This is a genomic window from Nocardia sp. NPDC023733, from assembly GCF_040639775.1.
In the GTDB taxonomy this organism is placed as follows: domain Bacteria; phylum Actinomycetota; class Actinomycetes; order Mycobacteriales; family Mycobacteriaceae; genus Nocardia; species Nocardia rosealba.
In genome coordinates this window covers 265,940-285,384 of record NZ_JBFAAN010000005.1, presented here as the reverse complement: position 1 = coordinate 285,384, position 19,445 = coordinate 265,940, and the positions used below count along the sequence as shown (strand labels likewise).

Annotated in this window: 14 protein-coding genes and 1 tRNA gene; 10 read left to right on the top strand and 5 right to left on the bottom strand. The window is 68.7% G+C overall.

Annotation, left to right across the window (positions count from 1 at the left end; genetic code table 11):
- Positions 1–13: 13 nt before the first annotated feature.
- The 4 genes from AB0F86_RS21585 to AB0F86_RS21570 all read left to right on the top strand — a co-directional run bounded on the left by AB0F86_RS21585 (position 14) and on the right by AB0F86_RS21570 (position 4,774).
- The gene (locus tag AB0F86_RS21585; RefSeq protein ID WP_067490697.1) at positions 14–1,813 is read left to right on the top strand and encodes an acetyl/propionyl/methylcrotonyl-CoA carboxylase subunit alpha; all 1,800 of its coding nucleotides are present in this window, start codon (positions 14–16) and stop codon (positions 1,811–1,813) included.
- A 141-nt stretch (positions 1,814–1,954) separates the two neighbouring features.
- Positions 1,955–2,923, top strand: coding sequence for a patatin family protein (locus tag AB0F86_RS21580; protein WP_356984872.1), 969 nt, complete (start codon positions 1,955–1,957; stop codon positions 2,921–2,923).
- A gap of 102 nt (positions 2,924–3,025) precedes the next feature.
- Positions 3,026–4,396 (top strand): DoxX family protein, encoded by a 1,371-nt coding sequence (locus AB0F86_RS21575; RefSeq protein ID WP_356984873.1) that lies wholly within the window; start codon positions 3,026–3,028, stop codon positions 4,394–4,396.
- A gap of 21 nt (positions 4,397–4,417) precedes the next feature.
- A complete protein-coding gene (locus AB0F86_RS21570; RefSeq protein ID WP_181697549.1) occupies positions 4,418–4,774 on the top strand; it encodes a hypothetical protein in 357 nt (118 codons plus the stop codon).
- A gap of 21 nt (positions 4,775–4,795) precedes the next feature.
- On the opposite strand, the gene AB0F86_RS21565 is transcribed toward AB0F86_RS21570, so the two are convergent.
- The 3 genes from AB0F86_RS21565 to AB0F86_RS21555 all read right to left on the bottom strand — a co-directional run bounded on the left by AB0F86_RS21565 (position 4,796) and on the right by AB0F86_RS21555 (position 6,969).
- On the bottom strand, positions 4,796–4,990 hold the full coding sequence (locus tag AB0F86_RS21565) for a hypothetical protein (RefSeq protein ID WP_067981606.1): 195 nt from the start codon (positions 4,988–4,990) through the stop codon (positions 4,796–4,798).
- A gap of 121 nt (positions 4,991–5,111) precedes the next feature.
- Entirely contained in the window at positions 5,112–6,452 is a 1,341-nt protein-coding gene (lat, locus tag AB0F86_RS21560) for an L-lysine 6-transaminase (RefSeq protein WP_181697550.1), read from the bottom strand.
- 64 nt (positions 6,453–6,516) lie between these two features.
- Complete coding sequence (locus AB0F86_RS21555; RefSeq protein WP_067490712.1) at positions 6,517–6,969, bottom strand: Lrp/AsnC family transcriptional regulator; 453 nt, start codon at positions 6,967–6,969, stop codon at positions 6,517–6,519.
- 113 nt (positions 6,970–7,082) lie between these two features.
- On the opposite strand from AB0F86_RS21555, the gene AB0F86_RS21550 reads away from it, so the two are divergent.
- Entirely contained in the window at positions 7,083–8,606 is a 1,524-nt protein-coding gene (locus AB0F86_RS21550; RefSeq protein ID WP_181697551.1) for an aldehyde dehydrogenase family protein, read from the top strand.
- 53 nt (positions 8,607–8,659) lie between these two features.
- Positions 8,660–8,736 (top strand) — tRNA-Met (locus AB0F86_RS21545).
- 40 nt (positions 8,737–8,776) lie between these two features.
- On the opposite strand, the gene AB0F86_RS21540 is transcribed toward AB0F86_RS21545, so the two are convergent.
- Positions 8,777–9,319 carry a histidine phosphatase family protein gene (locus AB0F86_RS21540; RefSeq protein ID WP_181697552.1) on the bottom strand — a complete coding sequence of 181 codons (543 nt, stop codon included), beginning with the start codon at positions 9,317–9,319 and terminating at the stop codon, positions 8,777–8,779.
- Positions 9,320–9,467: 148 nt separating this feature from the next.
- On the opposite strand from AB0F86_RS21540, the gene AB0F86_RS21535 reads away from it, so the two are divergent.
- The 3 genes from AB0F86_RS21535 (at position 9,468) to AB0F86_RS21525 (ending at position 15,919) form a co-directional block, all read left to right on the top strand.
- Positions 9,468–14,663 (top strand): DEAD/DEAH box helicase, encoded by a 5,196-nt coding sequence (locus AB0F86_RS21535; protein WP_356984874.1) that lies wholly within the window; start codon positions 9,468–9,470, stop codon positions 14,661–14,663.
- 3 nt (positions 14,664–14,666) lie between these two features.
- Entirely contained in the window at positions 14,667–15,440 is a 774-nt protein-coding gene (locus AB0F86_RS21530) for a DNA-formamidopyrimidine glycosylase family protein (RefSeq protein WP_356984875.1), read from the top strand.
- A 98-nt stretch (positions 15,441–15,538) separates the two neighbouring features.
- The gene (locus AB0F86_RS21525) at positions 15,539–15,919 is read left to right on the top strand and encodes a VOC family protein (RefSeq protein WP_356984876.1); all 381 of its coding nucleotides are present in this window, start codon (positions 15,539–15,541) and stop codon (positions 15,917–15,919) included.
- A gap of 3 nt (positions 15,920–15,922) precedes the next feature.
- Here AB0F86_RS21525 and glpD read toward each other — a convergent pair whose 3' ends face one another.
- Positions 15,923–17,713, bottom strand: a complete 1,791-nt coding sequence (gene glpD / locus AB0F86_RS21520; protein ID WP_356984877.1) for a glycerol-3-phosphate dehydrogenase — start codon at positions 17,711–17,713, stop codon at positions 15,923–15,925.
- Between the two features lie 234 nt (positions 17,714–17,947).
- Here glpD and glpK point away from each other — a divergent pair, with 234 nt between their 5' ends.
- Entirely contained in the window at positions 17,948–19,444 is a 1,497-nt protein-coding gene (glpK, locus tag AB0F86_RS21515; protein WP_225282058.1) for a glycerol kinase GlpK, read from the top strand.
- The last annotated feature ends 1 nt before the right edge of the window (position 19,445 follow it).

The window sequence follows — 19,445 nt, the reverse complement described above, 5'->3', positions numbered from 1 at the left end:
CACAGGAGGCTCAGTGCCCAGCCATGCCAGCGCACGGATCACGAAGGTACTCGTAGCTAACCGCGGCGAGATCGCGGTCCGCGTGATCCGGGCTGCCAAGGACGCGGGGATCACCAGCGTCGCGGTGTACGCCGAGCCCGATGCCGACGCTCCCTTCGTGAAGCTCGCCGACGAGGCCTTCGCCCTCGGCGGCCAGACCTCGGCCGAGTCGTACCTCGTGTTCGACAAGATCCTCGACGCCGCCGCCAAGTCCGGCGCCGACGCGATCCACCCCGGCTACGGCTTCCTCTCCGAGAACGCCGACTTCGCCCAGGCCGTCATCGACGCCGGGCTGATCTGGATCGGCCCCTCGCCGCAGTCGATTCGCGACCTGGGTGACAAGGTCACCGCCCGCCACATCGCCGAGCGCGCGCAGGCCCCGATGGCCGCGGGCACCAAGGACCCGGTCAAGAACGCCGACGAGGTCGTCGCGTTCGCCAAGGAATACGGCGTCCCGGTCGCGATCAAGGCGGCCTTCGGTGGCGGTGGCCGCGGCATGAAGGTCGCCCATACCATCGAGGAGATCCCCGAGCTGTTCGAGTCGGCCACCCGTGAGGCCGTCGCCGCCTTCGGCCGTGGTGAGTGCTTCGTCGAGCAGTACCTGGACAAGGCCCGCCACGTCGAGGCCCAGGTCATCGCCGACCAGCACGGCAACGTCGTCGTCGCCGGTACCCGTGACTGCTCGCTGCAGCGCCGCTTCCAGAAGCTCGTCGAGGAGGCGCCCGCGCCGTTCCTGTCCGACGAGGTCCGCGCCAAGATCCACGACTCCGCCAAGCGCATCTGCCGCGAGGCCGGCTACTACGGCGCGGGCACCGTGGAGTACCTGGTGCAGGGCGAGACCGTGTCGTTCCTCGAGGTGAACACCCGCCTGCAGGTGGAGCACCCGGTCACCGAGGAGACCGCGGGTATCGACCTGGTGCGTCAGCAGTTCCGCATCGCCGAGGGCCACGAGCTGAGCATCACCGAGGACCCCGCCCCGCGTGGTCACTCGTTCGAGTTCCGCATCAACGGTGAGGACGCCGGTCGCGGCTTCCTGCCCGCCCCCGGCCCGGTCAACGTGTACCGCGAGCCCTCGGGCCCCGGCGTGCGCGTGGATTCCGGTGTGGTGGCAGGCAGCGTCATCGGCGGTCAGTTCGACTCGATGCTCGCCAAGCTGATCGTCACCGGCGAGAACCGCGAGCAGGCGCTGCAGCGCGCCCGTCGCGCGCTGGCCGAGTACGAGGTCGAGGGCCTGGCGACGGTCATCCCGTTCCACCGCGCGATCGTCGAGGACCCGGCGTTCATCGGTGACGGCGAGAAGTTCGACGTCTACACCAAGTGGATCGAAAACGAGTGGAACAACACCGTCGAGCCGTACACCGGCGGCGGTGCCCCGGCCGACGACGACGAGGAACTGCCCCGGCAGAAGGTCGTGGTCGAGGTCGGTGGACGTCGCGTCGAGGTGTCGCTGCCCGGCCAGTTCTCCCTCGGTGGCGGTGCCGCCGGTGCGGCCGGTAACGGTGTGGTCCGCAAGAAGCCCAAGCCGCGCAAGCGTGGTGGCGGCGGTGCCGGTGCCGCTTCCGGCGACGCGGTCACCGCGCCCATGCAGGGCACCGTGGTGAAGGTCGCCGTCGAAGAGGGCCAGACCGTCGAGGCGGGCGACCTGATCGTGGTGCTCGAGGCCATGAAGATGGAGAACCCGGTCAACGCGCACAAGGCCGGTGTCGTCACCGGGCTGGCCGTCGAGGCGGGTGCCGCCATCACCCAGGGCACCGTCCTGGCCGAGATCAAGTAGAAGTTTCCCCCCGAACGGACGCCGGTCTCTTGTAGACCGGCGTCCGTTCGCGTTCAGGGACGATTGCCCTGAGTGAACGGGCGGCGAAGATCGCGCTCGCGGCCGGGCGATGCGTCCGTGGCCTGTCGTAATGTGGGTCGGGTGACCAGCAGTGCGCACATCGAACCGGATTCCTCAGCCACGCCGGATCCGGTGCCGGTCGCCGAGGTGATTCGCGGCAGGCAGGCCGCCGGGCATCGCGACGACGGGCACCGTCTCGCCCTGGTGATCGAGGGTGGCGGCAGCCGCGGTGTGTATTCCAGCGGCATGGTGCAGGCGCTCGAGGAACTCGGGCTGTCGACGGTGTTCGATGCCGTGTACGGCACGTCGGCCGGGGCGATCAACGGGGCGTGGCTGCTGTGCGGGCGGGCCGCGTCGGGGATGCGGTCGTGGACGGATCGCACCATCATGCGGCGGGTGGTCGACCCGGTGCGGATCGTGCGCGGGCGACCGGTTTTCGATCTGCACTACCTGGTGCACCGGGTGTACGACGGGATCGAGCCGATGGATTTTCCGGCGATTCTCGCCAATCCGACCAGCTTCCACCCGATTGCCACCGATACTCGCACCGGGCAGCCGGTCGATCTCGCACCGTTCATCGTCGACAAGCCCACTCTGCTCACGGCTCTGCGGGCGTCGGCGGGATTGCCGTTGCTCGCGGGCCCGCCGGTGGAGCTGGCCGGCCGCAGCTATTTCGACGGTGGTCTCTCGGAGACCGTGCCGATCCGGAGCGCGGTGAGCGCGGGCGCCACCCACGCCCTCGTCCTGCGCACGCGACGGACCGGGGAACTACGTCCGCCCGCTCCCCTGGTGCATCGGGTGGTCGGCGGTGGATATCTGCGTGCGGTCGCGCCCGGTGCTTTCCGCGCGTGGTCGGCGCGACCCGGTCAGCAGGCGGTGGAGGACAGCTATCTCGCCGGCCTCGGTGACCGGGTACTGCAGGTGCATCCGCCTGCCGGCGCCCCGCCGGTCGACAGCGCCGCTCGCGACACCACCCTGCTCACCCAGGCCCTCGACCTCGGCCGCGCCGCCGTCCACGCCCTGCTCGGCGACCGGCCGAGCCCGGCCTGAGGCGACCCCCGGAACTCCGGGGCACCGGTTTTGCCGGATTTCCCAGTTCTGCCCGCTCCCTTAGCGTCTCACCGGCGAGGGCACGAACAGAGGGAGACCGGGATGGGTACGCAGGTGCTGGCTCGACCGCCGGTGGAGTCCGCCGGCCACGAAGAGCCGGAGGAGCGGGGGTGGCACCCGGCCGTCCGGGTGCTGTTCCGGTTCACGTTCGTCACCGTCGGAATCGGGATGGCCGGTGCGTGGTTGCTGCACGCGCTCCTGCGTACTCTCGGCCTATCCCAGCAGGTGGTGGCCGAGGTCGGCAAATGGACTGCGCTGCATCCGCTCACGGACTGGGTGGGCACCCGGCTGTTCGATGTCCGGGTCGACTACACGGTCACCGGTAGTGGTGACACCGCCGCCAAGTGGATCAGCGTCTTCACCCTGATCCTGGTCGCGGTTCCGGCGACCGCCGTGTGGTCGGTGCTCGACCGGCGTCGCCCCGACTATGCGCGCCTGTACGGCTGGTTCCGATTGCTGGTGCGGTTCACGCTGGTGAGCGCGCTGATGCTGTACGGGATGATCAAGCTGATGCCGACCCAGATGTCGTTCAATCTGGAGCGGCTGGTGGAACCGTTCGGGCACATGAGCCCGATGGCGGTGCTGTGGGCGCAGTCGTCGCTGTCGGAACCGTACGAGATGGCACTCGGGGCGGCCGAGGTGACGGCGGCGGTGCTGCTGATCCTGCCGCTCACCGCCGGGCTCGGCTCGGTGCTCGCGGTGATCGTCGCGCTGCAGGTGGTGCTGATGAACCTCACCTTCGATGTGCCGGTGAAGCTGTTCGCCCTCCAATTGCTGCTGTACGCAACGCTTCTCGCGGCACCTGATCTCGCACGACTGGTCCGGGCGCTGCTCGGCCGTGCCGTCGAACCGAGCCGGTCGACCACCCTGCTCGCCTCACCGCGTGGCAACCGGCTGATGCTCGGTGCCCAGGTACTGCTCGGGCTCTGGTTCCTCGTCGCCACGGCCGTCGAGGCCTACGACGGCTGGCACACCTACGGCAATGCCCGGCCGAAGTCGCCGCTCTACGGAATCTGGAATGTCACCGAATACTCGGTCGACGGCGAGCAGGTGCCCGCGCTGGTCGACTTCGACGCACCGGCAACCGGCATGCCGAGCCCGACCGAGCGGTTCCGCCGCATCATCTTCGACATCCCGCAGGGCATGACCGCCCAGCGCCTCGACGATTCGCTGGTGTCCTTCCCCGCCCGCGTCGACACCGGCAAGCAGACCGTCACCCTGTCCAAGGACACCACCCACCAGTGGGCGATCGCGTCCTTCACTTACCTTCGGCCGCAGGAGAATCAGCTGATCCTCGAGGGCAAGCTGGGCGGCCGCCAGGTACGGATGCGGCTCGACCAGGTCGATCTCGAGCAGTTCCCGGTCGTCTCGCGCGGCTTCCACTGGGTTCAGGCCACGCCGTACTACCGGTGACGCCCCGGCTAGGCTCGGCCCGTGGAACCGATCGAGATCAACGCAGGCTCCTGGTATCTGCGTGCCCTGCGCGCCGACGAACGCATCGATGACCGGCCCGCGCTCGCCGACGGCGGCATCACCGATCCCGGATATGTGGCGAACCGTGTCGCCCAGTGGGCCGACGAGTCGCATTTCTCGTGGGCGGTGTGCGTGCCGACCACGGCGGAGATGATCGCCGAGATCGGCGTCACCCCCGACGCGGACGGCACCGCCCTGATCACCGGTTGGGCGCGCGAGGGATTCGACGACGCCCTGGCCACCGGCGTCGAATCGGTGACCCGTTTCGTCGCAGGCGCCCTCGCCCTCACCCCGCGGCTCAGCCCCGAATTGGGCTGAGCCCTACGGTGTTCGGTCTCGTCAGTAGATGCAGGGCTTGGGCCGGCCTGCCCAGCCGCCGTTGAGGAATTCGCATACCGCCGAGAAGATGTCGCCCGTCGAGGACCCGACCTGGGTCGCGGCGGGGGCGATATCAGGTGCGGTGGCCGCATTCGCGGTCGCGACGGGGAGGGCGAGGCCGGCGATCACAGCGCTGACAGCAACGAGCTTCTTCATCGAGAGTCCTGTTCGGTAGTTGTCGATCGAGTTGTTCGCTCGGAAGACGAGTCTGGCATATCTGACCGTTCGGTCAAATACCCGGAGGCACCGGATCGGGTTTCTCCCAACAGGTTTGCCGTCATTCCGCGATGGTCGCGAGTACCCGGTCGAGGGCGTCTACAGCCTTGCCCAGTTCTGCTTCGGTGACGGTGAGTGCCGGACGGAACCGGATTCCGCGTTCGCCGGTCCCCAGCAGCAGCACATGCTCGCGCTCGCGTAGGGCCGTCACCACCCGGTCCCGCAGTTGCGGCGTGGCAAGGGTGATCGCGCACATCAGTCCGCGCCCACGTACCTCGCTCACCTTCTCCGGGTATGCGGCGGCGAGCTGACCCAGCTGGCCGAGCAGGTAGCGGCCGAGTGAGCCGACCTTGTCGATCAGCCGATCCTGTTCCAGCACTTCGAGAATGCGACGCGCGCGCACCATGTCGGTGAGGTTGCCGCCCCACGTGGAGTTGAGCCGCGAACTCACCCGGAAGACATTGTCGGGCACCTCGTCGACCCGGCCGCCTGCCATGATGCCGCAGACCTGGGTCTTCTTCCCGAACGCCACCACATCCGGAGCGACATCCAATTGCTGGTAGGCCCAGGTGGTTCCGGTGAGCCCGACCCCGGTCTGCACCTCGTCGAGGACGAACAGCGCGTCGTTGTCGTGACACAACCGCTGCATCGCGGCCAGGAACCCCGGACGCAGATGCCGGTCACCGCCCTCACCCTGGATGGGTTCGGCGATGAAACAGGCGATGTCGTGCGGACGGTCGGCGAACGCGCGGGCGGCCTGAGCGAGGGTTTCGGCTTCGAGGGCGTCGAGGTCCTCGCCGGCGAAGGTGTGCGGGGTGGCCAGGCGTGGCCAGTCGAACTTGGGGAAACGCGCGGTCTTGACCGGATCGGTGTTCGTGAGCGACATGGTGTAGCCGCTGCGACCGTGGAAGGCACCGGTCAGGTGTAGCACTTGGGTGCCGAGTTCCGGTGAGCGGCCGTGGGATTCGTTGTGCCTGCTCTTCCAGTCGAAGGCCACCTTGAGGGCGTTCTCGACCGCGAGCGCACCACCGTCGACGAAGAACAGGTGCGGCAGTCGCGGATCACCGAGGACGCGGGCGAAAGTGTCGACGAATCGCGCCATCTCGACGGTGTAGATGTCGGAGTTGCTCGGCTTGTTGACCGCGGCGGTGGCCAGTTCGGCACGGAAGCGCTCGTCGCGAGCCAGTGCCGGATGGTTCATGCCGAGGGCGTTGGAGGCGAAGAAGCCGAACATGTCGAGATAGGCGGTGCCGTCGCGTTCGTCGACGAGCGTGCGGCCGTGGGACTTGTGCAGATCGAGCACAAGATCGAAGCCGTCCGCGAGGATGTGCGAGGACAGGATTTCGTGGACCCGGTTGGCGGGGGTGACCGCCGCGCCGGGGCGCTCCAGTTCGATGGTCACGACCCGAGGGTACGCAACTATTTACGGAACATCCACGGAATGACGGATTAATTACGAAGAATCGTTACCTGTCGTAGAATGTCTGCAGGATGATGGTGCTGCGCGTCCGTACATTGGCGGTGGCCCGGATCTCCTGCAGCAGCTGTTCGAGATGCCGGGGTGAGGCCACCCGCACCAGCAGGACGTAGCTCTCCTCGCCCGCCACCGAGTGGCACGCCTCGATGCCGGGAACGTGCTGCAACAATGCGGGCGCGTCGTCGGGCTGGGACGGGTCGAGAGGAGTGATCGCGACGAATGCCGACAGCAGGTGCCCGAGCGCTTCGGGGTCGACGTTGGCCGTGTATCCACGGATCACGCCGCGCGCCTCCAGCCTGCGCACCCGTGACTGCACCGCCGACACCGAGAGGCTGGCCTTCTCCGCCAGATTCGACAGGGTGGCGCGCCCGTCGTTCATCAGCTCTCTGATCAGGAGCCGGTCGATGTCGTCGAGCTGGGGTCTAGCCGGTGTATCCGCCATCAGCGAAGGCTAACGCAGGCCGGGGGTTGCGCGGGGAAGACTTCTTTCTGTTCTCCTCCGAAATCCGAGCGAACTTTTCCGTGAGTCGTACCAACAGCAGAAGGTGAACAGTGATGACGCACACCGTGACCGAGCATTTCTCCGAACAGCTCTCGCTGCGCGCGAGGGCCCTGCTGCACGGCCTCGGCGCCGACGTGCCCGAGCCGGGCGTCCTGCTCGCGCGCACCCCGATCTCCGGTGGTGTCCTGCTGCCGCTCACTCCCGACACGACGGCCGACGTGGACGCCGCGATCGGTCGCGCGGCCACCGCCTTCGAATCGTGGCGCACGGTGCCCGCCCCGGTGCGTGCGGCGCTGGTGCGCAGGCTGTCGGCGTTGCTGGTCGCCCATCAGGACGAGCTGGCCGAGCTGGTCACGCTCGAGGCGGGCAAGATCGGCGCCGAAGCACTCGGCGAGGTGCAGGAGATGATCGACGTCTGCGAGTTCGCGATCGGCCTGTCGCGTCAGCTCTACGGCGCGACCATGCCGTCGGAGCGGCCCGGGCACCGGCTCATGGAGACCTGGCATCCGCTGGGAGTGGTCGGGGTGATCTCGGCGTTCAACTTCCCGGTCGCGGTGTGGGCGTGGAACACCGCCATCGCGCTGGTCTGTGGTGACACGGTGGTGTGGAAGCCGTCGGAGACGACCCCGCTCACCGCGTTGGCTTGTCACACGCTGCTGCGTCGGGCCGCCCTCGAGGTCGGTGCGGATCCCCAAGTGCACCAACTCGTTCAGGGCGACGCGACCGTGGGCGAGGCGCTCGTCGACGACCCGCGGGTGGCGTTGCTGAGCGCGACCGGCTCGGTGCGGATGGGTAGCATCGTCGCGCCACGGGTGGCGGCCAGGTTCGGGCGTTGCCTGCTCGAGCTCGGCGGCAACAATGCCGCGATCGTGGCGCCGAGCGCGGATCTGGAACTGGCGGTGCGCGGGATCGTGTTCGCGGCGGCGGGCACCGCTGGTCAGCGGTGCACCACGCTGCGCAGGTTGATCGTGCACAGCTCGATCGCCGATCAGCTCGTCGAGCGGCTGTCGGCGGCGTACAGCCAACTGCCCGTGGGCAATCCGCTCGACGACGGTGTGCTCGTCGGCCCGCTCGTCAACGAACGCGCCTACACGGCGATGCAGGCGGCGCTGCTGCGCGCGAAGGGCGAGGGTGGCGACATCGTCTGCGGCGGTGAGCGGGTGGAGTTGATCGGATCCGAGGCGTACTACGTGCGGCCCGCGCTCGTGCGGATGCCCGCGCAGTCCGAACTGGTGCGGGAGGAGACCTTCGCACCGATCCTGTACGTGCTCACCTACGACGACCTCGACGACGCCATCGCGCTGAACAACGGTGTGACCCAGGGCCTTTCCTCGGCCATCTTCACACTCGACCAGCGCGAGGCCGAACAGTTCGTCGCCGGATCCGATTGCGGCATCGCCAATGTCAACATCGGCACCTCCGGCGCGGAGATCGGTGGGGCGTTCGGCGGCGAGAAGAACACCGGCGGCGGGCGCGAATCCGGGTCCGACTCCTGGAAGGCCTACATGCGCCGGGCGACCAACACGATCAACTACTCCACCGAACTCCCACTCGCCCAGGGCATCCATTTCGGCTGATCACAGCGGCGATTTCGCCTTCGGCCACCCCGCGTGTACAGTAGTGAATGCAACGCGGGATGGAGCAGCTCGGTAGCTCGCTGGGCTCATAACCCAGAGGTCGCAGGTTCAAATCCTGTTCCCGCTACCACCCGAAAGCCCCGGAGTTTCGACTCCGGGGCTTTCGTCGTTCATCCCAATCGCAACGTCCAATTGCCGCGAAAATGCAGCCGGGTGACGCTCGCGGGCTGCACATCGAGGCGCCAGAAGGACTTCGGTGGTGCGTCGAGGACGACCAGCAGCGCCGCGCGGATCACCGACGGATGCGTCACCGCGACGGTATCCAGACCCGCCGAAGCGATCTCGGCCAGCCAGAAGCGCACCCGCGCCACCAGGTCGGTCACCGACTCACCACCGTGTCCACGGAATTCCGGATCGGTGAGCCAGGTGAACAGCTGATCCTGCGGCAGCCTGCCCATCTCGGTACCCCGCCACGCACCCGCGTCCAGGTCACGTAGTCGCTCGTCCCGCTCGCCCACCAGCCCGAGCGCCTCGGCGGTCTCACGCACCCGTCGTTCCGGGCCCGTCCGCACCTGCGCTCCGGTGAGCGGCGAGCACGTATCCAGCTCCGCGAGGCCCGCCTTGTCCAGGGATTCGTCGACCGGGAAACGCGCCTTGCGCACCGCCTCGGTGAGGCCGTGGCCGACGAGGTCGACTCTCAGCACCGTTTGCACGATGGACCAGGGTACGGCGGACGTGTTCCGAGCCACACCCCTCACCCCGGCTCGACCGGGGAATCTTCCTCGACTGTGGCATCGACGCTGGTCGCGGGCGGCGCGCGGATCGCGGAACCTGTCGGTGGGTGGGTGCACACTGAATCTCATGGACCGGTTCTCCCCCGCTACCGCGCAATGGTTCGACGGTGCCTTCCCCGAGGCGACGTCGGCTCAGCTCGGCGCGTGGCAGGCCATCGCCGACGGGCAGCACACCCTTGTCGTCGCACCGACCGGCTCGGGCAAGACGCTGTCGGCGTTCCTGTGGGCGATCGACCAGCTCGCCCAGCGTGGGCCCGCCGAACCCGGCACCCGCCGAGGAACGTCCGTGCTCTACGTCTCACCGCTGAAAGCACTGGCCGTGGACGTGGAGCGGAACCTGCGTGCCCCGCTGGTCGGGGTCACCCAGACGGCGAAGCGGCTGGGGCTCGACCCGCCGGAGATCTCGGTCGGCGTGCGATCCGGTGACACCACCCCCGCACAGCGCCGGGCGATGCAGCGCACCCCACCCGACATTCTCATCACCACACCCGAATCACTGTTCCTGATGCTCACCTCCGCGGCCCGCGAAACGCTCGCCGAGGTCGAGACGGTGATCGTCGACGAAGTGCACGCCATCGCCGGCTCCAAACGCGGTGCGCACCTGGCGTTGTCGCTGGCCCGGCTCGATCAGCTCACCGAACGGCCCGCGCAGCGCATCGGGCTGTCGGCCACCGTCCGCCCGCCCGAGGAGGTCGGGCGGTTCCTCGTCGGCGACGCGCCGATCACCATCGTTCGGCCACCCGCACCGAAGACCTTCGACCTGTCGGTTCGGGTGCCGGTGGCGGATATGACCGATCCCGGCGGCGACTCCGACCAGCCGGGTTCGATCTGGCCACATGTCGACGAGGCCATCGTCGACCTGGTGCTCGAGCATCGGTCCTCGATCGTGTTCGCGAACTCGCGGCGCCTGGCCGAACGGTTGACCGCCCGGCTCAACGAGGCCTACGCCGCCAAGCTCGGCGAACCGGTCGAGACCGAGCACGCCCCGCCGGCCCAGCTCGGGCCGTCCACCGAGGTGATCCACGGTGCCGAACACCTGCTGGCGCGCGCCCATCACGGGTCGGTGAGCAAGGAGCAGCGGGCGATCATCGAGGACGACCTCAAGACCGGCCGGCTGCGGTGCGTGGTTGCCACGAGCAGTCTCGAGCTGGGCATCGACATGGGTGCGGTCGACCTGGTCGTGCAGGTGGAAGCGCCGCCGTCGGTGGCGAGTGGGTTGCAACGGGTCGGACGGGCCGGGCACCAGGTGGGCGAGATCTCGCGGGGTGTGCTGTTTCCCAAGCACCGCACGGATGTCATCCATTGCACCGTCGCCGCCCAGCGCATGCTGTCCGGGCAGATCGAACTGCTCCAGATCCCCGCGCATCCGCTCGACATCCTCGCCCAGCAGACCGTCGCCGCGTGCGCGCTGGAACCGCTCGATGTCGACGCCTGGTTCGATGTCGTCCGGTCGACCGGAAGCTACGCGCAGCTGCCCCGCTCGGCCTATGAATCCGTGCTCGATCTGCTCGCCGGCCGGTATCCGTCCGACGAGTTCGCCGAGCTGCGGCCACGCGTGGTGTGGGATCGCGACGCGGGCACGCTGACCGGCCGCCCCGGTGCGCAACGCCTGGCGGTCACCTCGGGTGGGGCGATTCCCGATCGCGGGATGTTCGCGGTGTTCATGGTGGGTGAGAAGGCTTCCCGTGTAGGTGAACTCGACGAGGAGATGGTCTACGAGTCCCGCGTCGGTGATGTGTTCGCGCTCGGTGCGACGAGTTGGCGGATCGAGGAGATCACCTTCGACCGGGTGCTGGTGTCGCCCGCGTTCGGGCTGCCCGGCCGCTTGCCGTTCTGGCATGGCGACGGGCTGGGCCGGCCGGCCGAGCTCGGTGCGGCGCTCGGCGAATTCGTACGGACGGCCGGGCAGGTTCCGGCCGAGGAACTGACCCGGATCGTCGCCGGTATGGACACCCTGGCGCGCGGCAAGGCATTCGCGACTGCGGATACCGTTGCCGGACAAGAGGTTCCGTCGTCGATCGGGTCGTACGTCGTGCGATCCCCGCGTCTCGACAGGACAGCTCAGATGGCTGCCACGGGCACGGCGTCGGACGACGAGCAAACGGTTGGTGTCGAGCCCGCGCTGGTGAAGAGGGAGGCGGCGGACCAGGGAAGATCGAGCGGCGCCCAATCGAGCGGGGCCGAGCCGCGCGGTGGCGAGTCCGGCACGGCCCGATCACGCAGTGCGGCACCGGCGGGCGCCGAGCTGAGCAAGCCCGCGGCGCGGCTCGAGGAGTTGGTGCGGACCGCTGGGCTGGATCAGAACGCGACGGCCAATCTTGTCGGGCTGCTCGACGAACAGCGCACGGCGACAGGGCAATTGCCTACCGATCGGACGCTCGTAGTCGAGCGGTTCCGGGACGAACTCGGTGATTGGCGGCTCGTGCTGCACTCGCCCTACGGCACGCCGGTGCACGCACCGTGGGCGCTGGCCGTCGGCGCGCGTTTGCAGGAGCAATTCGGCATCGATGCGGCGCCCACCGCGTCCGACGACGGCATTGTCGTACGGTTGCCCGACACCACGGATCAGCCGCCGGGTGCCGAGCTGTTCGCGTTCGAACCCGACGAGATCGACGACATCGTCACCGAGCAGGTCGGTGGTTCGGCGCTGTTCGCGTCCCGGTTCCGCGAGTGCGCCGCCCGCGCGCTGCTGTTGCCGCGCCGCGACCCGGGCAAGCGGGCCCCGCTGTGGCAGCAGCGGCAACGATCGGCCCAATTGCTCGACGTGGCAAGGAAATTCCCGCAGTTTCCGATCCTGCTGGAAACCGTGCGCGAATGCCTGCGCGATGTGTACGACCTGCCCGCCTTGCGCGACCTGCTCACGCGGGTGGCACGCCGGGAGATCCGCCTGGTCGAGGTGGAGACCGCCACCCCGTCACCGTTCGCCAACGCCCTGCTGTTCTCCTACATCGGCCAGTTCCTCTACGACGGCGACAGCCCGCTGGCCGAGCGGCGCGCCGCCGCCCTCGCCCTCGACTCGAGTCTGCTCGCCGAACTCCTGGGCCGCGTCGAACTCCGCGAACTCCTCGACCCAGCGGTCCTCGACCTCACCGAACGCGAACTCCAACGCCTCACCCCCGAACGCCACGCCCGCGACGCCGAAGGCCTGGCCGACCTGCTCCGCCTCCTCGGCCCCCTCACGCCCGCAGAAGCCGCCGCCCGCTGCGTACCCCGCCCCGGAACCGCGACCGCTGCTCGCTATGCCGCGGCCGACGACCTAGCACCTCTGGCTGGCAGCGGGGTGTCGACCCGAAGTAAGCCCTCGGCCGATGGCAGTTCGCCAGCAGGCCACGATCAGTCGTCCGTGGGCGCCGGGTCGCTCGGCAGCGATGTATCGGTCGTAGGCGTTGCGGCTGCCGACGGAGGTGCGTCAGTGGGCGGTGATGAGTCGCAGATGCTCCTGGACTCCGATGCCCCGGCGTGGTTCGCCGAACTGCGGGATTCGCGGCGGGCCCTGGAAGTTTCGTTCGCGGGGCGCACGTGGTGGGTCGCGGTGGAGGACGCGGCTCGGTTGCGTGATGCGCTGGGGGTGCCGTTGCCGATCGGGGTGCCTGCGGCGTTCATCGAGCCGGTGCCGGATCCGCTGGGCGATCTTGTCGGGCGGTATGCGCGCACGCACGCGCCGTTCACGACCGTGGCCGTTGCCGAGCGATTCGGCCTGGGTACGGCGGTCGCGGTCACCGCCTTGCATCGGTTGCTCGCGGAAAAGCGCGTTGTGGAGGGTGAATTCACGCCCGGTGCGGCCGGTGGTGAGTGGTGTGACGCGCAGGTGTTGCGGCGGTTGCGGCGTCGGTCGCTGGCGGCGGCGCGGCATGAGGTCGAGCCGGTCGCCACTGCGGCATTCGCTCGCTTCCTGCCTGCCTGGCAACACGTCGGTTCGGGCGAGTTGCGCGGCATCGACGGTGTGGCCACGGTGGTGGAACAGCTCGCGGGCGTGCCCGTTCCGGCCTCGGCGTGGGAGTCGCTGATCCTGCCGATGCGGGTGCGCGACTACTCCCCCGCCATGCTCGACGAACTCATGGCCACCGGCGAGGTGATCTGGTCGGGGCACGGTGCCATCACCGCCCGCGACGGCTGGATCGCCCTGCACCTGGCCGAGCAGGCCCCGGTCACCCTGCCGCCACCCGACGACATCGACCCCACCGACATTCAGCTGGACCTGCTCCTGGCTCTCGGCGCCGATATCGAGCCCCGCCTACGATCCGGGCGCGGTGAACCGACCGACAGCACCGAGGCCGAGGTGATAGATCTGGACCGACCCGGTGCCATCGGCGGCGAAGGGCGTCGACTCCCGGCGAACCTCAGTGGCGGCGGTGCGTATTTCTTCCGGCAACTGTCGGATGCGACCGGCCTGCTCGACGACAAAGCGGTCGGCGAAGCCCTGTGGCAGCTGGTCTGGGCCGGTTACGTTTCCGGCGACACCTTCGCCCCGGTGCGCGCACTCCTGTCCGGCACCGCGCGCAGCACCACCGCGCACCGGACCCCGCGCCGCGCTCCCCGGGCCCGCGCGTACCTCCCCCGCCCGTCCATGCCGACCCGGTCCGGCCCACCGAACCTGGCAGGCAGGTGGTCGATCCTCCCGGAACGGGTGCGCGACAACACCGTTCGCGCACACGCCACGGCCGATCAACTCATCGAGCGGTACGGCGTGCTGACACGCGGCTCCGTACAAAACGAAGGCGTGCCGGGCGGGTTCGCGCTGATGTACCGGGTGCTCACCGAGTTCGAGGACCGTGGCCGGTGCAGGCGCGGCTATTTCGTCGACACCCTCGGTGGCGCGCAGTTCTCCACCACCGACACCGTCGACCGATTACGTTCCTTCGACACCGACCGTGACAACAACCGGGTAGGCGTCGCCGTGGCTCTGGCCGCCTGCGACCCGGCCAACCCCTACGGCGCCGCCCTGCCGTGGCCCAAGGGCGATGCCGACAGCGGTCACCGGCCGGGCCGCAAAGCGGGGGCGCTGGTGGTACTGGTCGGCGGCGAACTGGTGCTCTATGTGGAGCGCGGCGGCAAGACCCTGCTCAGCTTCACCGAGGACATCGGCCTGCGCCGCACAGCGGCCGTCGCCTTGGCGCGACTGGTCACCGACCGCCGGGTCGACGGCCTGGTGATCGACAAGATCAACGGCGAAACCGTGCACGGCCACACCTTCGTCGACGTCCTCGTCGAGGCGGGCTTCTCGATGACCCCACGCGGACTCCGACTGCGCAGGCAGGTGTAGCCGATGCCCGAGGGCGACACCGTTTTCCGCACCGCCGAACGGCTACGCACCGCACTGGCCGGAAAAACCCTGACCCGCAGCGACTTCCGTGTGCCGCGCTACGCCACCGTCGACCTGGTCGGTGCGGTCGTCGACGAGGTCGCCAGCTACGGCAAGCACCTGTTCGTACGCACCGAACGGGTGAGCATCCACACCCACCTGAAAATGGAGGGCGAGTGGCGGGTGTTCCACTGCGGCCAACGCTGGACCAAACCGCGGGTCACCGCCAGACTCGTGCTCGCCACCGAGGAGGTCGAGGCCGTCGGCTTCTCACTCGGAAAAGTGCAAGTCCTGCCGCGCGCCGAGGAACACACCGTCATCGACCACCTCGGCCCCGACCTGCTCGGACCCGGCTGGGACGCCGCCGAGGCATTACGGCGCCTGTCCGGGTATCCGCGCCGCCCCATCGGCCTCGCCCTGCTCGACCAGCGCAACCTGGCGGGCATCGGCAATATCTACCGCAGCGAGATCTGCTTCCTTCGCCGCGTCCACCCGGCCACGCCCGTCGGCGACATCGCCGATCTCCCCGCCCTCGTCGACGAGTCACACCGGGTTCTCGGCAAGGCCGCGCACGAACCACCCTGGCGACCGATGGTCTACGGGCGCACCCGTCGACCGTGTCCGCGCTGCGGCACCGCCATCGCCTCCCAACTCCTCGGGGAGGACGACCCCGCCGACCGCATCACCCAGCGCGAACGTGGCATCTATTTCTGTCCGCGCTGCCAGCCGGTTCCCTGAAAACAGCTCGCCGACACCGCCATGGTCCGATACGCTCGCCAGAATCGTTCCCGGCGCTAACTTCCCGGCAGTTCACCAGGTAGAGAGCAGGTTTCGCAATGGCATGTCGGATCGGTGAACTCGTGCTCGAGTGCCGCGAGCCCGAGACACTCGCCCAGTTCTGGTGCGCGGTACTCGATTACGTCGTGCTCGATCGCGACGACGACGGCAGCATGGAAATCGGGCCACGCGAAGGCTTCGGCGGCCCGCAGCCGACGATCATCCTCAGCCCCACCGACAACCCCACGCCCGGCAAGGCCCGCCTGCACATCGACGTCAACCCCACCGACCGCGATCAGGCCGCCGAACTCGCGCGCCTGCTCGAACTCGGCGCACGTCCCGCGGATATCGGCCAGACCGGCGATGAGCAGTGGCACGTGCTGGCCGATCCCGAGGACAACTACTTCTGCTTGCTGAAGGCGCGCATCGACCCGGTCTGAGGATCAGCGGTCCTGCGGGACCGGTTCCAGCAGCTGCGGACGCGGCTCCGGCGCGGCGACCCGCAGGGCGTCGGCCGATTTGTCGTCCGGCTGGGTCTGCGATTCGATCTCCGCGCGCACCCGCGCCTGATAGGTCGACACCTCACGCTCGATGTCGTCGTCGTCCCAGCCGAGAACCGGCGCCACCAGGTGCGCGACCTGCTCGGCACAGTTGGCGCCCCGGTCGGGGTATTCGATGGAGATACGGGTGCGCCGGGCCAGGATGTCGTCGAGGTGCAGGGCACCCTCCGCGGCGACCGCGTACACCGCCTCCACCTGCAGGTAGGCGGGAGCGTCGGTAATCGGTTGCAGCAGTTCGGGTTTGCCCTCGGCCATGGCGAGCACCTCGTCGACGACCGAACCGTAGCGGTCGAGCAGGTGGGTCATCCGGTACGGGTGGACGCCGTAGTGCTCGGCCAGTTGCACGGTCTGGTTCACCAGCGCGAAGTACCCGTCGGCGCCGAGCAGCGCCACCTTCTCGGTGATCGACGGCGACACGCGGGCCGGAATGTCCTGTGCCGCTTCGTCCATCGCATCGGACGCCATCACCCGGTAGGTGGTGTACTTGCCGCCCGCGATACTCACCAGGCCGGGCGCCACCCGGGCAACGGCGTGCTCACGCGACAGCTTCGACGTCTCGTCGCTCTCTCCCGCCAACAGCGGTCGCAGGCCCGCGTACACGCCGTCGATGTCGGCGTGGGTGAGCGGCGTGACCAGCACCTCGTTCACCCGGTCGAGCAGGTAGTCGATGTCGGCCTTGGTCGCGGCGGGATGCGCGAGATCGAGATTCCAGTCGGTGTCGGTGGTGCCGACGATCCAGTGCGCACCCCACGGAATGACGAACAGCACCGAGGTGGCGGTGCGCAGGATGATCGCCGCGTCGCTGACGATCCGGTCGCGCGGAACGACGATGTGCACACCCTTGGACGCTCGCACATGGAATCGGCCGCGCTGATGCGACAGGCCCTGCACCTCGTCGGTCCACACGCCCGTCGCATTGATGACCACGCTCGCGCGCACCTCGGCGGTCCGACCGTCCTCGGTGTCGCGCAGCTTCGCCCCGACCACACGGTCGGCCTCCCGCAGCAGCCCCACCACCTGGGTGGACGTACGGATAACGGCACCGTAGTGGGCGGCGGTGCGGGCGACGGTCATGGTGTGGCGGGCGTCGTCGACGACGGTGTCGTAGTAGGTGACACCGCCGATCAGGGCGTCACGGCGCAGGCCGGGTGCCAGCCGCAGCGCACCGTGTCGGGTCAGATGATGCTGTCCCGGAACGGATTTCGCGCCACCCATGGTGTCGTAGAGGGTCAGGCCCGCGGCCACGTACGGCCGTTCCCACACCCGGTGGGTGAGCGGGTAGAGGAACCGCAGCGGCTTCACCAGGTGCGGCGCCAGCGTCGACAACGCCAGCTCGCGCTCCTTGAGCGCCTCGCGCACCAACCCGAACTCGAGCTGCTCTAGGTAGCGCAGACCGCCGTGGAACATCTTCGACGACCGGCTCGAGGTGCCCGAGGCGAGGTCACGCGCCTCCACGAGGGCGACCGACAGGCCACGGGTCGCCGCGTCGAGCGCGATTCCGGCGCCGACCACGCCGCCGCCGATGACCAGCGCGTCGAACCGGTCCTTGCCGAGGCGCTCCCAGGCGGTGCGCCGGTGTTCGGGCCCGAGCTCGCCGGGGCCGAGCCGGTCCCGTTTTCCGCCGGCGACCAACTCACCAGGGTTCAGAAACGGAAACTCCGGTGTCTGCGACATGCTCGACTCCTCGCCGCCGACCGTGAACGGCCGGTCCCAGCCGACAGTTGGGTGCAGACGCCGGGCACATCCCGGCGCCGCCTACAGGCTAAACGTAGTGCCCACCCGGCGTGTGGGACGAACCCGGCGAGGCGCGTGGCCGAAATTCGGTACCCGCGCCCAACCGGGCGATTCCCGCTCGTCGTCGGCGACAAAGCTTGCTACGACGACCGCGTGGTTGGGTAGCCTGCCTGAATGCGTCGCTATGTGGCCGCCATCGATCAGGGCACGACTTCGAGTAGGTGCATCGTCTTCGACCGGCAGGGCCGGATCGTCGGGACCGCGCAACGCGAACATCGGCAGATCTTTCCCAAGCCCGGTTGGGTGGAGCACGATCCGGTCGAGGTGTGGCGCAATACGGAATGGGTGCTCGGCGCCGCGCTGGGCAACAGTGGCTGCTCGGCGGGCGACCTGGCCGCCATCGGCATCACCAACCAGCGCGAGACCACCGTCGTGTGGGACCGGACCACCGGCGAACCGGTGTACAACGCCATCGTCTGGCAGGACACCCGCACCGATCAGCTGTGCACCGAGCTCGGTGGCGAGCAGGGTCCGTCGCGGTACGCCGACCGCACCGGGCTGCCGCTGTCGACCTATTTCGCCGGTCCGAAGCTGCGCTGGATCCTCGACAATGTCGAGGGCGCACGGGAGAAGGCACAGGCGGGTGACCTGTGTTTCGGCACGATGGATACCTGGGTGCTGTGGAATCTCACCGGTGAGCACCGCACCGACGTCACCAATGCCTCGCGCACGATGCTGATGGATCTGCGCACGTTGCAATGGGATTCGCAGATCTGCGCGGAATTCGACGTGCCGATGTCGATGCTGCCGGAAATCCGCAGTTCTTCGGAGGTGTACGCGGAGATCACCGCCGGGCCCTTCGCCGGCGCACCCGTGGCGGGCATTCTCGGCGACCAGCAGGCCGCCACCTTCGGGCAGGCGTGCCTGTCACCCGGCGAGGCCAAGAACACCTACGGCACAGGCAATTTCATGCTGCTCAATACCGGGACGACGCCGGTTTTCAGCAAGCACGGGTTGCTCACCACCGCCTGCTACCAGATCGGTGACACCCCCGCTGTCTACGCGCTGGAAGGGTCCATCGCGGTCACCGGTTCGCTGGTGCAGTGGTTGCGCGACAACCTCGGCATCATCTCCTCCGCCGCCGAAGTGGAAACCCTGGCCCGCACGGTCCCCGACAACGGCGGCGCCTACTTCGTCCCGGCCTTCTCCGGCCTGTTCGCCCCGCGCTGGCGGCCCGACGCCCGAGGTGTCATCGCGGGCCTCACCCGCTTCGTCACCAAGGCCCATCTGGCAAGGGCCGCACTGGAATCCACCGCATTCCAGACCCGCGAGGTGGTCGACGCCATGCGCGCCGACGCCGCCGCACAGCACCTCGACCTTGAACTGACCACTCTCAAGGTCGACGGCGGCATGACCGGCAACGACCTGCTCATGCAATTCCAGGCCGACATCCTCGACGTCCCCGTGGTCCGCCCGGTAGTCCGCGAAACCACCGCCCTCGGCGCCGCCTACGCCGCGGGCCTGGCCGTCGGCTACTGGTCCAACCTCGACGACCTGCGCGACAACTGGATCGCCGACCACACCTGGACCCCCGATATGACCGAATCCGAACGCACCCAACGCTGTTCGGAATGGAACAAGGCCGTGGAACGCACCTACAACTGGTCCTGAA